A 14,956-nucleotide genomic window follows, 5' to 3' on the forward strand; every position below is an offset into this window, starting at 1 on the left:
CACCCGCAAGGCGGGCCGCAACGATAACCGACACCGCGCGAGGGCAGGCGACATGCACGCAAGGAGCATCTTCATTTCGCTGGCCGGGTTCGGCCTGCTTGGGGCCGGGCTGGCCGCCTGTATGCAACTTTCGCCGCCCGTTTCGGGCCAGGCGCTTTATGAAGAGAACTGCGCCGTCTGCCACGGCCCCGGCGGCCGGGGAGACGGACCCGCGGCGGGCGCCTATTCGCAGCCCCTACCCGACCTGACCACACTGGCCGCGCGCAACGATGGCACATTTCCCATGCGCCAGGTGATGTCGAAAATCGACGGATACACCCGCGGCGCACGCGTGGGCGAGGAGGGCATGCCGGAAATGGGTGCGCTGCTGGAAGGCGATGTCGTACGCTTCGACTCGGGCGATGGCATCCTGACGCCCACGCCCGTCAAGTTGATCGCACTGGCCGAATACCTCGAAACCATCCAGCGATAGGCCGGGCCGGTTTTCCCCTCGCGGCGCCCGCGCGGCTGGCCTATAAGGCCGCAAAGTCCAGATGCGGAGCAATTGCAGAATGGCCGGACAGCTCTCTCCGATCGACAAGGCGAAATATGCCGCCGCGCGCCGCGCGATCGATTTCGTCGAAAATGGTATGCGCGTGGGGCTGGGCACCGGCTCGACCGCCGCTTGGATGGTGCGTTGCCTGGGCACACGGGTGCGCGAAGGCGGGCTGAAGATCACCGCCGTGGCGACATCGACCCGCACGGCCGAACTGGCGCGGCAGGTCGGCATAGATGTGGTGGAACTGGATGAAGCCGGGTGGCTGGATCTCACCATCGACGGCGCCGACGAATTCGACCCTGAACTGGCGCTGATCAAGGGGGGCGGCGGCGCGCTGTTGCAGGAAAAGATCGTGGCGACCGCCTCGGACCGGATGATCGTGATCACCGATATCGCCAAGGAGGTGAGCGTGCTGGGCCGCTTTCCGCTGCCTGTCGAGGTCATCCCCTTCGGCTGGAAAGCCACCCGTGCGCTGATCGAGGAAACGCTTGCCGGACTCGATGTGCTGGGCCATGAGGTGACGCTGCGGATGGACGGCGATGCCCCGTTCCGCACCGATGAGGGCAACCTGATCCTCGACCTGGCCTTGATGCGCATCGGCAACCCCAGGCAGGTGTCGCTGGTGCTCAACCAGATCCCCGGCATTGTCGAGAACGGGTTGTTCATCGACATCTGCGACATGGTGGTTATCGGCAATGGTGACGGCCGGGTGGAGCTGCGCGAAGCCGGGACAGGCAAGATCACCCATGACCAGGTGGATTTCGCCGAAGCCGATAATCTGTTTCGCGATCTCGACGCCTGAGCGGGCAGCGCCTCGCCCCGGCGGGCAAGGCCGGTTCCGGTTGCAGGCTGCGGGATGCCTTCGGCGAGGATATTTTTACCAAGAAGAAGGGCCGCGCCACATATGGTGCCGAGCCGGGACAAAGAGGAGACAGCATGGCCTTCGACTATGACCTGTTCGTGATTGGCGGCGGCTCGGGCGGGGTGCGGGCGGCGCGGGTTTCGGCGCAACTGGGCGCACGCGTCGGGCTGGCCGAGGAATACCGCATGGGCGGCACCTGTGTCATTCGGGGCTGCGTACCCAAGAAGCTGATGGTCTTCGCCTCGGCCTATCCGGATGCGATCGAGGATGCGCGCGCCTATGGCTGGCAGGCCGAAGCCGGAAGCTTTGACTGGACAGCGTTCAAGGGCAAGCTGCATGCCGAGCTTGACCGGCTGGAAGGGCTGTACCGGGCCAACGCGCAGAAGGCAGGCGTGACGATCCATGACGCCCGCGCCATGCTTGTGGGGCCGCAGCGCGTACGCCTGGCCAGTGGCGAGGAATTCACCGCCGAGCGGATACTCGTGGCCACGGGCGGGCGGCCTTTCGTGCCCGGGAAATGGGCGGACCTGCCTGTGTTGACCTCGAACGAGATCTTTCACCTGGAGGCCTTGCCCGAGTCGATCCTGATCATCGGCGGCGGTTTCATCGCCTGCGAATTCGCCTGCATCCTGAGCGGTCTGGGCGTCAAGGTCACACAATTTTACCGGGGCGCGCAGATCCTGCGCGGCTTTGACGGCGAGGCACGCGGGCATCTGGCCGAGATGATGCGCGAACGCGGGATCGACCTGCATGTCGGCACCGACCCGGTCGAGATCGAAGAGGCACCCGGCGGCTTGCGCGTGAAGGATACCGGTGGGCATGAGCAGGTCTTCGCGCAGGTGATGTTCGCCACCGGGCGGGTGCCCAATACGCAGGACATGGGGCTGGAGGATGCCGGCGTCGTTCTGGGCCGGCGCGGCGAGATCGTGGTGGACGAACAATCGCGGACATCGGCGCCCGGCATTCATGCGGTGGGCGATGTGACCGACCGGATCAACCTGACGCCGGTGGCGATTCGCGAGGGACAGGCCTTTGCCGAGGCGGTTTTCGGCGGCAAACCCGTCACAGCCGATCACGAGTTGGTCGCCAGCGCGGTGTTCACCCGCCCGGAACTGGGCACCATAGGCCTGACCGAGGAAGAAGTGCGCGAAAACGAGGCCGTGGATATCTATGCCGCCTCTTTCCGTGCGATGCACAGCGCCTTTGCCGGGCGGTCCGACAGGGTGTTGATGAAGCTGGTGGTCTCTCGGGCGACACAGAAGGTGCTGGGCTGCCACATCGTCGCTGACAATGCGGGCGAGATGATCCAGCTTGCCGCCATCGCCATCAAGATGGGGGCGACCAAGGCCGATTTCGACCGCACGGTGGCTGTGCATCCGACCATGGCGGAGGAACTGGTCACGATGAAGGTGCCGGTGCGCACTTTTCCCTGAGAACCGCGCCGGGCATCCGCACGCTGAGTTGACATTTACGCGACCCGGGGCGCTTTCATCCTTTGCCGCAAGGGGGCGACATGCGATAAGGCCTTTCTGCTGGGCGATCTGAGCCTTTATGCCTCAGGGCGCGCGGATGCAGGGGCGGCGCGGCGCTTGCGCAAAGCGGGGCAAGCAAGTGGCACCCCGCTGTTGCGGCATGTCGGGCCTTGCCGTATGACCCTGCGGAAACAGTTTTGGCGCAGGCCCCACGGGCCGGAGGAATGCGTTTCACCCATTCGAGCATCACGAAGGAGCAGCAGCTTATGTCCAATACTGGCGGACCCTGGGGAGGGCGCGGCTCGGGCGGCGGCGACAAAGGCCGTGGCACGGGCGGGCGTCCGGGCAACAGCGGCGGCGACAAGCCCCCGATCCCCGAAATCGACGATCTCGTGCGCAAGGGCCAACAGCAATTGCGCGTATTGATGGGCGGCGGCGGCAAGAACGGCGGCGGCAGCGGCGGCGGTGACGGCGGCTTTCCGCGCCGCGGCATCGTGCTCGGCGGGCTGGCGCTGGTGGCGCTGTGGGCCTTTGCCTCGTTCTACACCGTCAAGCCCGAGGAACGCTCGGTCGAGCTTTTGTTCGGCAGCTACTACAAGCAGGGTAATCCGGGGCTGAACTTTGCCCCCTGGCCGATCGTCACCCATGAAATCGTGCAGGTGACCGGCGAGCGTGTGACCGATGTCGGCACCGGCCGCGCCGGGCTCGACACCGGCCTGATGCTGACCCGCGACGAGGCGGTGGTGGATATCGAGTTCCAGGTCGTCTGGAACATCTCGAACCCTGCCAACTTCCTGTTCAATCTGTCCACGCCGATGGAAACGGTGCGGGCCGTGTCGGAATCGGCGATGCGCGACATCATCGCGCGCTCGGAACTGTCGCCGATCCTCAACCGGGACCGGGGCGCCATCGCTGCCGATCTGCGGCAGGCGGCACAGGGCACGCTCGACAGCTATGACGCCGGGATCAACATCATCCGGGTCAACTTCGACAAGGCCGACCCGCCGGCGCAGGTGATCGACAGTTTCCGCGAAGTGCAGGCCGCACGGCAGGAGCGCGACCGGCTGGAACGCCAGGCCGACGCCTATGCCAACAGGGTTCTGGCCGCCGCCCGCGGCGAGGCCGCGCAGATCCAGGAAGAGGCCGAAGCCTACAGGGCCGAGGTGATCAACAACGCCGAGGGTGAGGCCAGCCGCTTCGTCTCGGTCTGGGAAGAATACGTCAAGGCGCCTGAAGTCACGCGCCGCCGGATGTATCTGGAAACCATGGAACGCGTGCTGGGCGAGATCGACATGGTGCTGCTTGACGGTGTCGGCGGCGACGAAGCCGGCGCCGGGGGCGTGGTGCCCTACCTGCCACTCAATGAACTGCGGCGCCGTCCGGCGACCACCGAAGGGGGCAACTGATGAAACGTACTGCCATGATATTGCCCGTACTGGTCGTTCTGGGTGCTCTGGGCATTTCGGCACTGTTCGTCGTGGACGAGCGCGAGAACGTGCTGGTGTTGCAGTTCGGCCAGGTCAAGCAGGTGCGGACCGAGCCGGGCCTGGGTTACAAGATCCCGCTCATTCAGGAGGTCGTGCGTTACGACGCGCGTATCCTCGGGCTGCAATCGCAGCCGCTGGAAATCACCCCGCTCGATGACCGCCGCCTGGTGGTCGATGCCTTCATGCGCTGGCGCATCGTCAATGTCGTCGATTTCCGCGAAGCGGTGGGGATCGAGGGCGTGATGGCGGCGCAGGGCCGGCTGGAACGCATCCTGAACGCCGCGATCCGCGAAGTTCTGGGGGCGGTGCCCTCGGGCGCGGTGCTGTCGGAAGACCGCACGGTGCTGATGAACCGCATTCGCGACCTGGCGCGTCGTCAGGCGGCGACGCTGGGGGTCGAGGTGATCGACGTGCGGCTGACCCGCACCGACCTGCCCGAGCAGAACCTCGAGGCCACCTTCGCGCGGATGCGTGCCGAGCGGGAACGCGAAGCCGCAGACGAGATCGCCCGCGGTAACGAGGCTGCTCAGCGGGTGCGCGCGCTTGCCGACCGCACCGTGGTCGAGCTGGTGTCGTCGGCGCGGCGTGAATCCGAGATCATCCGCGGTGAGGCCGACGCCCGCCGCAACGCGATCTATGCCGATGCTTTCGGCCTTGATCCGGAGTTTTTCTCGTTCACCCGTTCGCTGACCTCATATGAGCGCGCGATGAAGAGCGAGAACACCTCGATGGTGATGCGCCCCGATAGCGAGTTCTTCAGCTATCTGCGCAGTGCGGGCGGCGCCGGGTTACCGGATATGTCGACCATACTGCCCGAACTGCCCGAAGAGCAGGATGAACCGGCCTCCGAGACGCCGGGCGAGCCGCTTCTGCAATGATCGGCTATGTCCTGCTGGCCCTCGGGCTGGTTCTTGTGGTGGAGGGGCTGGTGTTCGCACTGGCCCCTTCGCGTCTGGAGGACCTGTTGGCCACGATCACGCGCATTCCCCCCGCGACCCGGCGCATGATCGGGCTGGTCGCGCTGGCGGTGGGTGTGGTGCTGATCTGGCTTGCCCGCGCGCTAGGTGTCTGAAGGCGTGCGCAGGCCGTGGCGGCGCGCCGCCACGGCAGGTTTAACACATCGCCGGTTGGGGCCAGACGGGTTCACGTCTGATTGAGTTTGCCAACAAACCTTTGCGTCTGCCCGAGACCAGCCTATCTAGGGAGAAGCGCCTGCGGCAGCTTCAGGACGACGCGCGCAGCGAAGCGAGAGGAGATTGCTATGACAGACAAGGCGAAGATCACGCGCCCGGCCCAAGCCGTCGCCATGACCCGCCCAACCGGCAGCACGACCATTGTGCAACGCCTTGCCTGGGTGCTGGCGCTCGGGCTCGTGCTGATGCTGGCCCAGACCTTCGCCGCGATGGGGCAAGCACGCGACACCCCGGGCAGCTTTGCGGATCTGGCCGAAACGGTCAGCCCGACAGTGGTGAACATCACGACCTCGACCACCGTGGCCAGCCCGACCGACCAGATGCCACAAATGCCCGAGGGATCGCCATTCGAGGATTTTTTCCGCGATTTCTTTGATCGCATGCCGGATGGCAACCGTCCCCCGCGCCGCAGCCAGGCGCTCGGATCGGGCTTCGTCATTTCCGAAGACGGCTATATCGTCACCAACAACCACGTCATCGAGGATGCCGACGAGATTCGCGTCGAGTTCTTCTCGGGCCTGCAACTCGACGCTGTGCTTGTCGGCACCGATCCGCAGACTGACATCGCATTGCTGAAGGTCGAGCATGACGAGGTTCTGCCCCATGTTCCCTTCGGCGACAGCGAGGGCAGCCGCGTGGGTGACTGGGTGATCGCCGTGGGCAACCCACTCGGGCAGGGCTTTTCGGTCAGTGCCGGCATCATCTCGGCCAAGGGCCGGGTGCTGCAGGGCGGCTATGACGACTACATCCAGACCGACGCGGCCATCAACCGGGGCAACTCGGGCGGGCCGCTGTTCAACATGGATGGCGAGGTGATCGGCGTGAACACCGCGATTCTGTCGCCCACGGGCGGCTCGATCGGCATCGGCTTTGCCATGTCTTCGGCCGTGGTGATGCGGGTTGTGGATCAGCTCAAGGAATTCGGCGAAACCCGGCGCGGCTGGATCGGCGTGCGCATCCAGGATGTGACACCAGAGATAGCCGAGGCCATTGGCCTTGACGAGGCCCGCGGCGCGCTTGTCACCGATGTGCCTGATGGCCCTTCGCGCGAGGCCGGTGTGCAGGCTGGCGACGTCATCGTCACGTTCGATGGCACCGAGGTGGCCGACACCCGCGACCTTGTGCGCAAGGTGGGCGATTCCGCAGCCGGTAGCGTCATCGAAATGGTCGTTTTCCGTGAGGGCGAAGAGGTCGCGCTGACGGTAACGCTTGGCCAGCGCGAACTGGCCGAGGCAGCCAGCCCCGATACCGCGCCAAGCCCGGCAGAGCCGCAATCGGCCGAGATCCTCGGCATGATGCTTGAGCCGCTGACAGACGCGCTGCGCGAGGAACTGGGGCTTTCATCCGGCACTGCCGGGTTGGCGGTAACCGATGTTGACGAACTCAGCGAAGCCTGGAGCAAGGGCCTGCGCCCCGGTGACATCATCACCGAAGCCGGGCAGCGCCCGGTGAACAGTGTCGGCGACCTGGAGGAACGCATTGCCGAGGCACGCGACGCCGGCCGCCGCACACTACTGCTTCTGGTGCGGCGTGGCGGTGATCCGCGTTTCGTTGCGGTCAGCATCGAGGAAAACAACTAAGCCAGGCATGAACCGGCCGGCATAGGGGCGCGGGGGCCACTCCCGCGCCCCATTTTTTACCCTTGCGGAGCAGCAGCCCCGCTCACCCTTCGGAAAAATCGTATTCCACCAGCCCAAGCTGCCGTGCCGCCGTCAGAGACAGAAGCCCGCTGTTCAGCCCCTGCGCGCGCTGATAGGCCCGCACGGCGCGACGGGTCGGGGCATCCATCTGCCCGTTGATGGGGCCGTCATATAGCCCGCGTGCGCGCAAGGCGCGCTGCAGCGTCTCCACAAGCGCGGCGGTCATCTCGTGTTCGCAGGGGGTGCGGAACCAGATCGCCTGACGCTCCTGAACGATGCTCTGGTGTGTCTCGGTGCGATAGACAGTTGCGCCGCCGCCCTCAGCACCGGGAGGCTGGAGAATGACCTGCTCGGTCACGGTTTCAACCACTGCGGGGGTCACATCCTGCCCCCAGCAGGTGCCCGGCCGTGCACCGGACGGGCCGTCATCATGGGTGCGCACCACTTCCTGCCCGAGATCGCGCGCAGCCCCGTCGAACGGCGCCACAGGCGTGCCGCAGGCTGCAAGAAGCCCGCCACTCAGCCCCAGGGCAAGGAAGGTGCGTGTCATACTGCTCGCCGGTCTGATGCCGTTTTCCGGCCGCAAGCATACCCCTTTCCACCGCAGGACGGAAGGATTTCGCGAAAGGGCGGGCTGCGGCGGCCAGGCTGGTGGCAAAGCTGCATTCCGGACTGGCAAATCAAGGATGACTGGCCTATGTGCCCACGGACAGCCGCGAGGCAGCATGTAGGAAGGAGCGATCAATGGCGAAGATTACCTATGTCGAGTCGAACGGCACCAGGCATGATGTCGATGTGCCCAACGGGCTGACCGTGATGGAGGGCGCGCGCGACAACGGCATTCCGGGAATCGAAGCCGATTGTGGCGGCGCCTGCGCCTGCTCGACCTGTCATGTCTATGTTGACCCCGCATGGGTCGACAAACTGCCGGCCAGGGAGCCGATGGAAGAAGACATGCTCGACTTCGCCTATGAACCCGATCCGGAACGCTCGCGTCTGACCTGTCAGCTGAAGGTCACGGATGATCTTGACGGGCTGGTCGTGCACATGCCGGTCAAGCAGATCTGACAGGGCGGGCATCCGGCAACGCAGGCACGGCCTCAGGACCGTAGATACCGGAACCCCGCCGAGGCAGCCCAGCCCGAGAACATCGCGATCAGCACCGCAAGCAGGCCATAGAACACCGGCTGCTCGTGCGCCGTGACGAAAAGCCAGCGCTCGATACCGACCTTGCTCACGTCGATGGCGGTGTCGAAACGGTCGATCACCGCGCCGCCCCGCGTCAGGAAGATGCGCGTCGAATAGACCCCTTCGGTGATATTCGCGGGCAGCGAAATGCGCGCGGTGAAAAGCGTGTCGCGGTCGAGCTCGACTTCGCCTTCGAGCAGTTGATAGAGCCCGTCCTCCTCGCGGATGCGCAGCAGCGCATCGGTGAAGGCCTCGGCGTCAGGCACGGTGTCGGCTGCGCCAAAGGCCCGGATCGCACGCGGGATCGAAACCCGATGGCGCAAATCCTCGGTGGCGGTAAGCACATCGCCCAGCAGCCCGCTGGTGGCCACGGCGTAATAGCTGGGGGCCGAACTGACGCTCACGGCCTCGACGTTCACCCAGATGCCCGCGCGGCGCGCCTTGCGCCAGACAGTCAGCGGCCCCGCCGGCCCCTGCACGGTAACGATCACTTCAAGGGGCGGATCGCCCTCGGGGATCGGCGCTTCGCGGCGGACTGCGCCATAGACCAGGATTTCCGATCCTTCGAAGGTCGCCGTCAGCGCCACATTGGTCTGGCTGAGCGCAGCCACGACCTCTTCGCCCCGGGCCGGCAGCCCCAGGAGCATGATGAACGCGATGAGAAACCCGGGTATCCGCATCACCACCGCCCATCAATGCTGATCGAATAAAGCTCGGCCGGGGTCAGCAGAAGATCGAGCGCAATCTTCCCCGACACGAGCAGCACCAACAGCGCCAGAAGGATGCGCAACTGTTCGGCCTTGAGCCGCAGGCCCAGCGTGGTGCCGATCTGCGCACCGATCACCCCGCCAATGATCAGAAACAGCGCCAGCAGGATATCGACCGAATAGGTGTTGCTGGCGTGCATGACCGTGGTGAAGGCCGCGACAAAGATGATCTGAAAGAGCGACGTGCCCACAACCACCTTGGTGGGCATTCCCAGAAGGTAGATCATCGCCGGCACCATGATGAAGCCGCCACCCACCCCCATGATGGCCGCCAGAAAGCCCACCGAGATCCCCACCAGCACCGGCGGGATCACACTGATATAAAGCCCCGAAGTGCGGAACTTCATCTTCAGCGGCAGCTTGTGCACCCAGAGGTGCTGATGCAGGCGGCGGGGCGGTGCATCAGCACGGCGCGTGCGCAACAGGGCGCGCAGCGCCTCCTGCAACATGAGAAAGCCGATGGCCCCCAGAAAGACCACATAGGAAAGCTGCACGAACAGGTCGATCTGCCCGAGGCTGCGCATCTGCGAGAAGACCCATATCCCCAGGGCCGAGCCGAATATCCCGCCAACCAGCAGCACTGTGCCCATGCGCAGATCGACCGTCTTGCGCCGCAGATGCGCCAGCACGCCCGACACCGACGAGGCCACCACCTGATTGACCCCGGTCGCCACTGCCACCGCCGGGGGAATGCCAATGAAGAACAGAAGCGGCGTGATCAGAAAACCACCGCCAACCCCGAACATGCCCGAAAGCATTCCGACCACCCCGCCGATCCCCAGAAGCAGGAAGGCGTTGATGGAAATCTCGGCGATCGGAAGGTAGATCTGCATGTCTCATTCCAACGTCGAAATGCGCCGAATGCAAGGGGGCGATTTGGCATCTTCCGCTTGTGTCGGGCCTATTTCGCCACCGCAACACCAACCGGAGCCGGGCATCACCCCCCGGGCGAGACATCGCCGAGTTCGCATCGCAGCACAAGGGCATCAGCGCCACCACCGTGGCAATCGCGGTAGTAACCGGGGCGCCGCCCGACCTGCATGAACCCGGCCGCGGCATAAAGGGCCAGCGCCGCGTGGTTGTCGCTGGCAACTTCCAGGAACATCTCCTGTGCGCCGCGCACACGCGCCGCCTGCACCGCTTGTAACAGTAGCGCCCTGCCGACACCGCGGCGCCGCGCCTCGGGGGCCACCGCAAGGGTCAGCAACTCGGCCTCGCCCGCAGCGGCGCGGATCAGCGCAAAACCCTCGGGGCAGGTCACGGCCACGACTTCGGGGCGGGCGAGGAGCGCTGCGATTTCCCCCGCGCTCCAGGCGCGCGTATCGGCAAAGCAACGCGCATGAAGCTGTGCCAGAACCTGCGGATCTGCGCCGGGCATCGCGCGCGCTCCGGTCACGGCAGCAGCACCGGCGGCGCCTCGGATGGGGGCGCGGCATCGGCGGGGCGCAGGTAAAGCGGCGCGGGCCGCGGCTGCGACGTATCAAGCCGGGCCGCGGCTTGGCGCGCGATGGCCACGGCTAGCGAAAAGCGCGGCGCAGTGGCGGCGCCGCCGGTCACCCGGGCCAGCGCCTCGGCCTCGTGCCCGATGACCGAAAGGCCGCTGTCGCGCAACCGCGTCCCGGGCCGGTCCGGCAGGTGTTCGGGCAGGGCATCGGGCGCGGCAATGAAGGGCGCGCCTTGCGCCACCCCGTCCGCGCCAATCACCTGCAGATAGCACTGCCCCCGCCGGGCATCGATCGAGGTCAGCACCGCGCCCGGCGCCCCCTCGGCCAGCGCGGAAAAGCCGCTCACGCCCACCGCCGGGCGCTGCAGTGACAGGGCCAGCCCCCGCGCCGCCGCCACCGCAATGCGGATGCCGGTGAAGTTTCCCGGCCCCACGCCCACGCCCAGCCCCGCCAGATCGCGCCAGCCGATACCGGCTTGCGCCAGCAGCCCCTCGCACATGGGCATCAGGCGTTCGGCCTGGCCAGTGGCGATTTCGGCGTGGTCCTCAGCCAGGATGGTTCCGCCAAACAGCAAAGCGGCCGCGCAATGCGCGGCCGATGTGTCAAAGCCAAGGATCAGAGGATCATCCGGCAACCGGGCGCACCTCGACCACTTCGGGAATGTAGTGGCGTAGCAGGTTCTCGATGCCCATCTTCAACGTCAGCGTCGAAGACGGACAGCCGGCGCAGGCGCCTTGCATATGCAGATAGACGACCCCGCGATCGAACCCGTGAAAGGTGATGTCGCCGCCATCCTGTGCCACCGCCGGACGCACGCGGGTGTCCAGCAGCTCCTTGATCTGCACGACAATATCGCCATCCGGTCCGTCATGTTCGGCATGTTCGATGCGCGATTGCGCACCGGCCTCGCCCTCCAGCACCGGCTGGCCTGACTGGTAGTGCTCCATGATCGCACCCAGGATCGCGGGCTTGACATGCGCCCAGTCCACCGGGTCGTCCTTTGTCACGGTGATGAAATCGGTGCCGAAGAAGACGCCGGTGACACCCTCGACGGCAAAGATCCGCCGCGCCAGCGGCGAGGGGGCCGCAGCCTCGGGCGCGGGGAAGTCGGCCGTGCCCGCATCCAGCACCGGCTGGCCAGGCAGAAATTTGAGCGTTGCGGGGTTCGGGGTTGATTCAGTCTGGATGAACATGGGCGCCTCCGTTTCAAGCGATATGCGCCCCGGCCCTAAGCAAGTCAAGGCTCGGGACCCCCGGTGCGGGGCTTCAGGTGATCTTCTCAAGTCGCTCCTTGGGCAACTCGCCCGGCACGATCGTGATCGGCACCGGCAGGCTGCCGGACGCGCGCGAAAGCTGTGTCACCAGCGGCCCGGGGCCGTTGCGGTCGGTGCCGGCTCCCAGCACCAGAACACCGATCTGCGGATCTTCGCGGATCTGGGCAAGGATTTCGTCCACCGGCTCGCCTTCGCGGATGACCAGTTCGGGGTCGATCCCCTGCTTCTTGCGCATCCATGCCGCGAAAACCTCGAAATGCGCTTCGATCCTCTCGCGTGCCTCGGCGCGCATGATGTCACCCACGCCGATCCAGTGCTGAAACTCCTCGGGAGGGATGATCGACAGGATCGTCACGCCACCGCCGGTATGCGCCGCACGCAGCGCGGCAAACCGTATCGCGTTGAGACATTCGCGGCTGTCATCAAGCACCACGAGGAATTTCCGCATGTATCCATCCCCTCAGACCGGGGCGCATCATGACCGATAGGCAGCAGGGCTGGCAAGCGATGTGTCTGGCGCGGCGGCAAAGGCCGGCCCAGGCGTATTTCAGAGGTCGTCCCGCGCCTGTGCGAGAATTCCCTCAAGATCGAGCGGCGCGTTGACCATTGCAAGACCGCCTTCGGCATCGCGGGGCCAGTCGGCCTGCGGACGGTCGCGGTAAAGCTCCACACCATTGCCATCGGGATCACGCAGGTAGACAGCTTCGCTAACCCCGTGGTCAGCGGCCCCGTCAAGCGGGATACCCGCAGCCAGAACCCTTGCCACGGCATGCCCGAGAGCGGCGCGCGTGGGGTAGAGAATGGCGGTATGGTAAAGCCCTGTGCGCCCCGGTTCCGGCGGACGGCCCCCGGCGCTTTCCCAGGTGTTCAGCCCGATATGATGGTGATACCCCCCGGCCGAGAGAAACGCAGCGCCCGACCCCATCCGCTGCATTACCTCAAACCCCAGCACCCCGGCATAAAAGCCGATGGCGCGCTCCAGATCGGCGACCTTGAGGTGGACGTGGCCGATTCGCGTTTCGGGATGCAGCGGCGGGAAACTTGGCTGAGGATGGGCCATGACGGGCTCCTAGTGTTATGCCGCGCGGCGCGGGCCGTTCCGACGTGTATTGCCGAATGCCTGGCGTTCGATGCGCGATCCTTGGTGCGGGCGGCGGGACTTGAACCCGCAAGCCTATGACGGCGAAGGATTTTAAGTCCTTTGTGTTTACCAGTTTCACCACGCCCGCAGAAGCCGTCTGGACGTTATTGCACAGGGGTGTGGGTGCCTCAAGCGCGGGTGCGGCTTGTCTCACAAGATAAGCAGCGCACGCGAGCGGTGAAAGCGGCGAAGCCTCTGCAATTCTGCACATCTCCCCTGCACCGGCGTGCCTTGCTCCGGCGGCGAACAGCTTTCATCTTGCTGGTAAAGGGAATGCGCATCTGCCGCGCAAGTCAGGAGACATCGAGATGACCCGCACCGCCACCGCCATGCCGCCCGTTGCAGGGCTGCACCATGTCACCGCCATATCCGGCGCACCCCAGGCCAACCTCGATTTCTACACCGGGGTTCTTGGGCAGCGGCTGGTCAAGAAGACCGTGAATTTCGACGATCCCGGCACCTATCACCTCTACTATGGCGACCGCGTCGGCAGCCCCGGCACGATCCTTACCTTCTTTCCCTTCGTCGGCGCGGCTCCGGGGCGCGAGGGGCCCGGGCAGGCGCTGGCCTATGCTTATGACCTGCCCCGCGCCGCCTTCGACAACTGGGCCGAACGGTTGCGCAACGAGGGCCACGCCGAAGGCACGGTGAGCGAGCGCTTCGGCGCGCGGGTTCTGACCCTGCGCGATCCGCATGGCCAGCGCCTCGAACTGGTCGAGGCCGACATCGACGGCGACGCGTTGGGCGGATTTCACTCGGTCACGCTCTGGGTCGATGACCCGGCGCCGACAGCGCGTATCCTCACCGATGTCTTCGGCTACACCGACCTTGGCAGCGAGGCCGACGCCGGCGGCGGCGAACGCCTGCGCCTCAAGGCGCCGGGCGATGCGCCGGGAGCGATCATCGACATCCTGCGCCGCGACGGCACGCCCGGCCGGCAAGGGGCCGGCACCATCCACCACATCGCCTTTCGGGCCAGCGACGACGCCATGCAACTGGACATTCGCGCCCGTCTTCAGGCCGCAGGCCAGCAAGTCACGCCACAGATCGACCGGCAGTATTTCAACGCGATCTATTTCCGCGAGCCCGGCGGCGTGCTGTTCGAGGTGGCGACCGACCCGCCCGGCTTCATGGTCGATGAAACCGAGGCCGAGCTGGGCAGCAGCCTGAAACTTCCGCCACAACACGAGCCGCTGCGCGCGAGGATCGAGGCGCATCTGCCGCCGCTCAAGGTGCCGGCATGAGCGCGGCCGATCCACACGCGGGCAAGCCGATCGCCACGGCGGGGGCCGCACCCGCCGCGGCGCGGATGGGGCTGGTGCTTCTGCATGGCCGGGGCGACTCGGCGGCCGGGATCATGGGGCTGGCGCAAGCACTTGGGATGGATGACATAACCGTGGCCGCGCCCGAGGCGGCCGGAAATTCCTGGTGGCCGACCAGCTTCCTGGCGCCACATGCGCAGCTTGAGCCATGGCTTGGCTCGGCTCTGAACGCGGCCGGGCGCGCGGTTGCGCTGCTCGAGGCGGGCGGATTGCCGCGCGCGCGCATCGTTGTCGCCGGGTTCAGCCAGGGCGCCTGCCTTGCGCTGGAATATGCTGCGCGCAGCGGCGGGCCATGGGCCGGGGTCGCGGGGCTTTCCGGCGGGCTGGTCGGCACTGGCGACGCCGCGGGCACACCCGAAGCCGCGCTTTACGGACATGGGCCAAAGGCCTTCGATTACGCAGACAGGCTCGACGGCGTACCCGTTTACTTGGGCTGCCACGACAGCGACCCGCACATTCCCCGCGCCCGCGTCGAGCAAAGCGCGCTGATCCTGCGCAAAGTGGGCGCCGATGTCACCACGCGGCTGCACCCCGGCGCGGGACATGGCATCACGCAGGCCGATTTCGACGCGTTCCGGCGGATCATGGCGGCGGGTGACGCGGCCTGAGCACGACGCCGCGCCTTCG

Annotated in this window: 18 protein-coding genes and 1 tRNA gene; 10 read left to right on the forward strand and 9 right to left on the reverse strand. The window is 66.1% G+C overall.

Annotated features, from left to right (window positions below; translation table 11 throughout):
- Nucleotides 1-52 precede the first annotated feature (52 nt).
- The 7 genes from DQ229_RS02150 to DQ229_RS02180 all read left to right on the forward strand — a co-directional run bounded on the left by DQ229_RS02150 (nucleotide 53) and on the right by DQ229_RS02180 (nucleotide 7,132).
- Nucleotides 53-472, forward strand: coding sequence for a c-type cytochrome (locus DQ229_RS02150; protein WP_114964668.1), 420 nt, complete (start codon nucleotides 53-55; stop codon nucleotides 470-472).
- Between the two features lie 79 nt (nucleotides 473-551).
- Complete coding sequence (rpiA, locus tag DQ229_RS02155) at nucleotides 552-1,340, forward strand: ribose-5-phosphate isomerase RpiA (RefSeq protein ID WP_114964636.1); 789 nt, start codon at nucleotides 552-554, stop codon at nucleotides 1,338-1,340.
- A gap of 134 nt (nucleotides 1,341-1,474) precedes the next feature.
- A complete protein-coding gene (gene gorA, locus DQ229_RS02160) occupies nucleotides 1,475-2,833 on the forward strand; it encodes a glutathione-disulfide reductase (protein WP_114964637.1) in 1,359 nt (452 codons plus the stop codon).
- A gap of 305 nt (nucleotides 2,834-3,138) precedes the next feature.
- Nucleotides 3,139-4,278, forward strand: coding sequence for an FtsH protease activity modulator HflK (gene hflK, locus DQ229_RS02165; RefSeq protein WP_114964669.1), 1,140 nt, complete (start codon nucleotides 3,139-3,141; stop codon nucleotides 4,276-4,278).
- Nucleotides 4,278-5,237, forward strand: coding sequence for a protease modulator HflC (hflC, locus tag DQ229_RS02170; protein ID WP_114964638.1), 960 nt, complete (start codon nucleotides 4,278-4,280; stop codon nucleotides 5,235-5,237). Before hflK ends, hflC begins: the two co-directional genes overlap by 1 nt.
- Complete coding sequence (locus DQ229_RS02175) at nucleotides 5,234-5,431, forward strand: DUF2065 domain-containing protein (protein ID WP_238380925.1); 198 nt, start codon at nucleotides 5,234-5,236, stop codon at nucleotides 5,429-5,431. The genes hflC and DQ229_RS02175 overlap by 4 nt, the downstream gene beginning before the upstream one ends.
- Before the next feature lie 234 nt (nucleotides 5,432-5,665).
- On the forward strand, nucleotides 5,666-7,132 hold the full coding sequence (locus DQ229_RS02180; protein WP_238380927.1) for a Do family serine endopeptidase: 1,467 nt from the start codon (nucleotides 5,666-5,668) through the stop codon (nucleotides 7,130-7,132).
- An 82-nt stretch (nucleotides 7,133-7,214) separates the two neighbouring features.
- On the opposite strand, the gene DQ229_RS02185 is transcribed toward DQ229_RS02180, so the two are convergent.
- Nucleotides 7,215-7,742, reverse strand: a complete 528-nt coding sequence (locus DQ229_RS02185; RefSeq protein ID WP_114964640.1) for a peptidoglycan-binding domain-containing protein — start codon at nucleotides 7,740-7,742, stop codon at nucleotides 7,215-7,217.
- Between the two features lie 194 nt (nucleotides 7,743-7,936).
- Between DQ229_RS02185 and DQ229_RS02190 the strand changes: the two genes are divergently transcribed.
- Nucleotides 7,937-8,260 carry a 2Fe-2S iron-sulfur cluster-binding protein gene (locus tag DQ229_RS02190; RefSeq protein WP_114964641.1) on the forward strand — a complete coding sequence of 108 codons (324 nt, stop codon included), beginning with the start codon at nucleotides 7,937-7,939 and terminating at the stop codon, nucleotides 8,258-8,260.
- 32 nt (nucleotides 8,261-8,292) lie between these two features.
- Here the strand turns inward: DQ229_RS02190 and DQ229_RS02195 are convergent, their stop codons facing one another.
- From DQ229_RS02195 to DQ229_RS02230, 8 genes are all read right to left on the reverse strand, one after another.
- Nucleotides 8,293-9,060 carry a TIGR02186 family protein gene (locus DQ229_RS02195; protein ID WP_114964642.1) on the reverse strand — a complete coding sequence of 256 codons (768 nt, stop codon included), beginning with the start codon at nucleotides 9,058-9,060 and terminating at the stop codon, nucleotides 8,293-8,295.
- On the reverse strand, nucleotides 9,060-9,980 hold the full coding sequence (locus DQ229_RS02200; protein WP_114964643.1) for a sulfite exporter TauE/SafE family protein: 921 nt from the start codon (nucleotides 9,978-9,980) through the stop codon (nucleotides 9,060-9,062). Before DQ229_RS02200 ends, DQ229_RS02195 begins: the two co-directional genes overlap by 1 nt.
- Before the next feature lie 104 nt (nucleotides 9,981-10,084).
- On the reverse strand, nucleotides 10,085-10,525 hold the full coding sequence (locus DQ229_RS02205) for a GNAT family N-acetyltransferase (protein ID WP_114964644.1): 441 nt from the start codon (nucleotides 10,523-10,525) through the stop codon (nucleotides 10,085-10,087).
- 14 nt (nucleotides 10,526-10,539) lie between these two features.
- A complete protein-coding gene (gene tsaB / locus DQ229_RS02210) occupies nucleotides 10,540-11,226 on the reverse strand; it encodes a tRNA (adenosine(37)-N6)-threonylcarbamoyltransferase complex dimerization subunit type 1 TsaB (protein ID WP_114964645.1) in 687 nt (228 codons plus the stop codon).
- Nucleotides 11,216-11,785, reverse strand: coding sequence for a NifU family protein (locus DQ229_RS02215; protein ID WP_114964646.1), 570 nt, complete (start codon nucleotides 11,783-11,785; stop codon nucleotides 11,216-11,218). The genes tsaB and DQ229_RS02215 overlap by 11 nt, the downstream gene beginning before the upstream one ends.
- 73 nt (nucleotides 11,786-11,858) lie before the next feature.
- Nucleotides 11,859-12,314, reverse strand: a complete 456-nt coding sequence (locus DQ229_RS02220; protein WP_114964647.1) for a universal stress protein — start codon at nucleotides 12,312-12,314, stop codon at nucleotides 11,859-11,861.
- A 99-nt stretch (nucleotides 12,315-12,413) separates the two neighbouring features.
- A complete protein-coding gene (locus DQ229_RS02225) occupies nucleotides 12,414-12,926 on the reverse strand; it encodes a VOC family protein (RefSeq protein WP_114964648.1) in 513 nt (170 codons plus the stop codon).
- 82 nt (nucleotides 12,927-13,008) lie between these two features.
- A tRNA-Leu gene (locus DQ229_RS02230) sits at nucleotides 13,009-13,095 on the reverse strand.
- A gap of 220 nt (nucleotides 13,096-13,315) precedes the next feature.
- On the opposite strand from DQ229_RS02230, the gene DQ229_RS02235 reads away from it, so the two are divergent.
- Nucleotides 13,316-14,251, forward strand: a complete 936-nt coding sequence (locus tag DQ229_RS02235; protein ID WP_238380926.1) for a ring-cleaving dioxygenase — start codon at nucleotides 13,316-13,318, stop codon at nucleotides 14,249-14,251.
- Nucleotides 14,248-14,937 carry an alpha/beta hydrolase gene (locus tag DQ229_RS02240; protein WP_114964649.1) on the forward strand — a complete coding sequence of 230 codons (690 nt, stop codon included), beginning with the start codon at nucleotides 14,248-14,250 and terminating at the stop codon, nucleotides 14,935-14,937. The genes DQ229_RS02235 and DQ229_RS02240 overlap by 4 nt, the downstream gene beginning before the upstream one ends.
- Nucleotides 14,938-14,956 lie beyond the last annotated feature (19 nt).

The organism is Alkalilacustris brevis (assembly GCF_003350345.1).
Lineage (GTDB): Bacteria > Pseudomonadota > Alphaproteobacteria > Rhodobacterales > Rhodobacteraceae > Alkalilacustris > Alkalilacustris brevis.

Excerpts from the sequence above, each read along its gene's own strand:
- DQ229_RS02150 (WP_114964668.1), top strand. The coding sequence starts at position 53 with ATGCACGCAAGGAGCATCTTCATTTCGCTGGCCGGGTTCGGCCTGCTT.
- rpiA (WP_114964636.1), top strand. The coding sequence starts at position 552 with ATGGCCGGACAGCTCTCTCCGATCGACAAGGCGAAATATGCCGCCGCG.
- gorA (WP_114964637.1), top strand. The coding sequence starts at position 1,475 with ATGGCCTTCGACTATGACCTGTTCGTGATTGGCGGCGGCTCGGGCGGG.
- hflK (WP_114964669.1), top strand. The coding sequence starts at position 3,139 with ATGTCCAATACTGGCGGACCCTGGGGAGGGCGCGGCTCGGGCGGCGGC.
- hflC (WP_114964638.1), top strand. The coding sequence starts at position 4,278 with ATGAAACGTACTGCCATGATATTGCCCGTACTGGTCGTTCTGGGTGCT.
- DQ229_RS02175 (WP_238380925.1), top strand. The coding sequence starts at position 5,234 with ATGATCGGCTATGTCCTGCTGGCCCTCGGGCTGGTTCTTGTGGTGGAG.
- DQ229_RS02180 (WP_238380927.1), top strand. The coding sequence starts at position 5,666 with ATGACCCGCCCAACCGGCAGCACGACCATTGTGCAACGCCTTGCCTGG.
- DQ229_RS02185 (WP_114964640.1), bottom strand. The coding sequence starts at position 7,742 with ATGACACGCACCTTCCTTGCCCTGGGGCTGAGTGGCGGGCTTCTTGCA.
- DQ229_RS02190 (WP_114964641.1), top strand. The coding sequence starts at position 7,937 with ATGGCGAAGATTACCTATGTCGAGTCGAACGGCACCAGGCATGATGTC.
- DQ229_RS02195 (WP_114964642.1), bottom strand. The coding sequence starts at position 9,060 with ATGCGGATACCCGGGTTTCTCATCGCGTTCATCATGCTCCTGGGGCTG.
- DQ229_RS02200 (WP_114964643.1), bottom strand. The coding sequence starts at position 9,980 with ATGCAGATCTACCTTCCGATCGCCGAGATTTCCATCAACGCCTTCCTG.
- DQ229_RS02205 (WP_114964644.1), bottom strand. The coding sequence starts at position 10,525 with ATGCCCGGCGCAGATCCGCAGGTTCTGGCACAGCTTCATGCGCGTTGC.
- DQ229_RS02215 (WP_114964646.1), bottom strand. The coding sequence starts at position 11,785 with ATGTTCATCCAGACTGAATCAACCCCGAACCCCGCAACGCTCAAATTT.
- DQ229_RS02220 (WP_114964647.1), bottom strand. The coding sequence starts at position 12,314 with ATGCGGAAATTCCTCGTGGTGCTTGATGACAGCCGCGAATGTCTCAAC.
- DQ229_RS02225 (WP_114964648.1), bottom strand. The coding sequence starts at position 12,926 with ATGGCCCATCCTCAGCCAAGTTTCCCGCCGCTGCATCCCGAAACGCGA.
- DQ229_RS02235 (WP_238380926.1), top strand. The coding sequence starts at position 13,316 with ATGACCCGCACCGCCACCGCCATGCCGCCCGTTGCAGGGCTGCACCAT.
- DQ229_RS02240 (WP_114964649.1), top strand. The coding sequence starts at position 14,248 with ATGAGCGCGGCCGATCCACACGCGGGCAAGCCGATCGCCACGGCGGGG.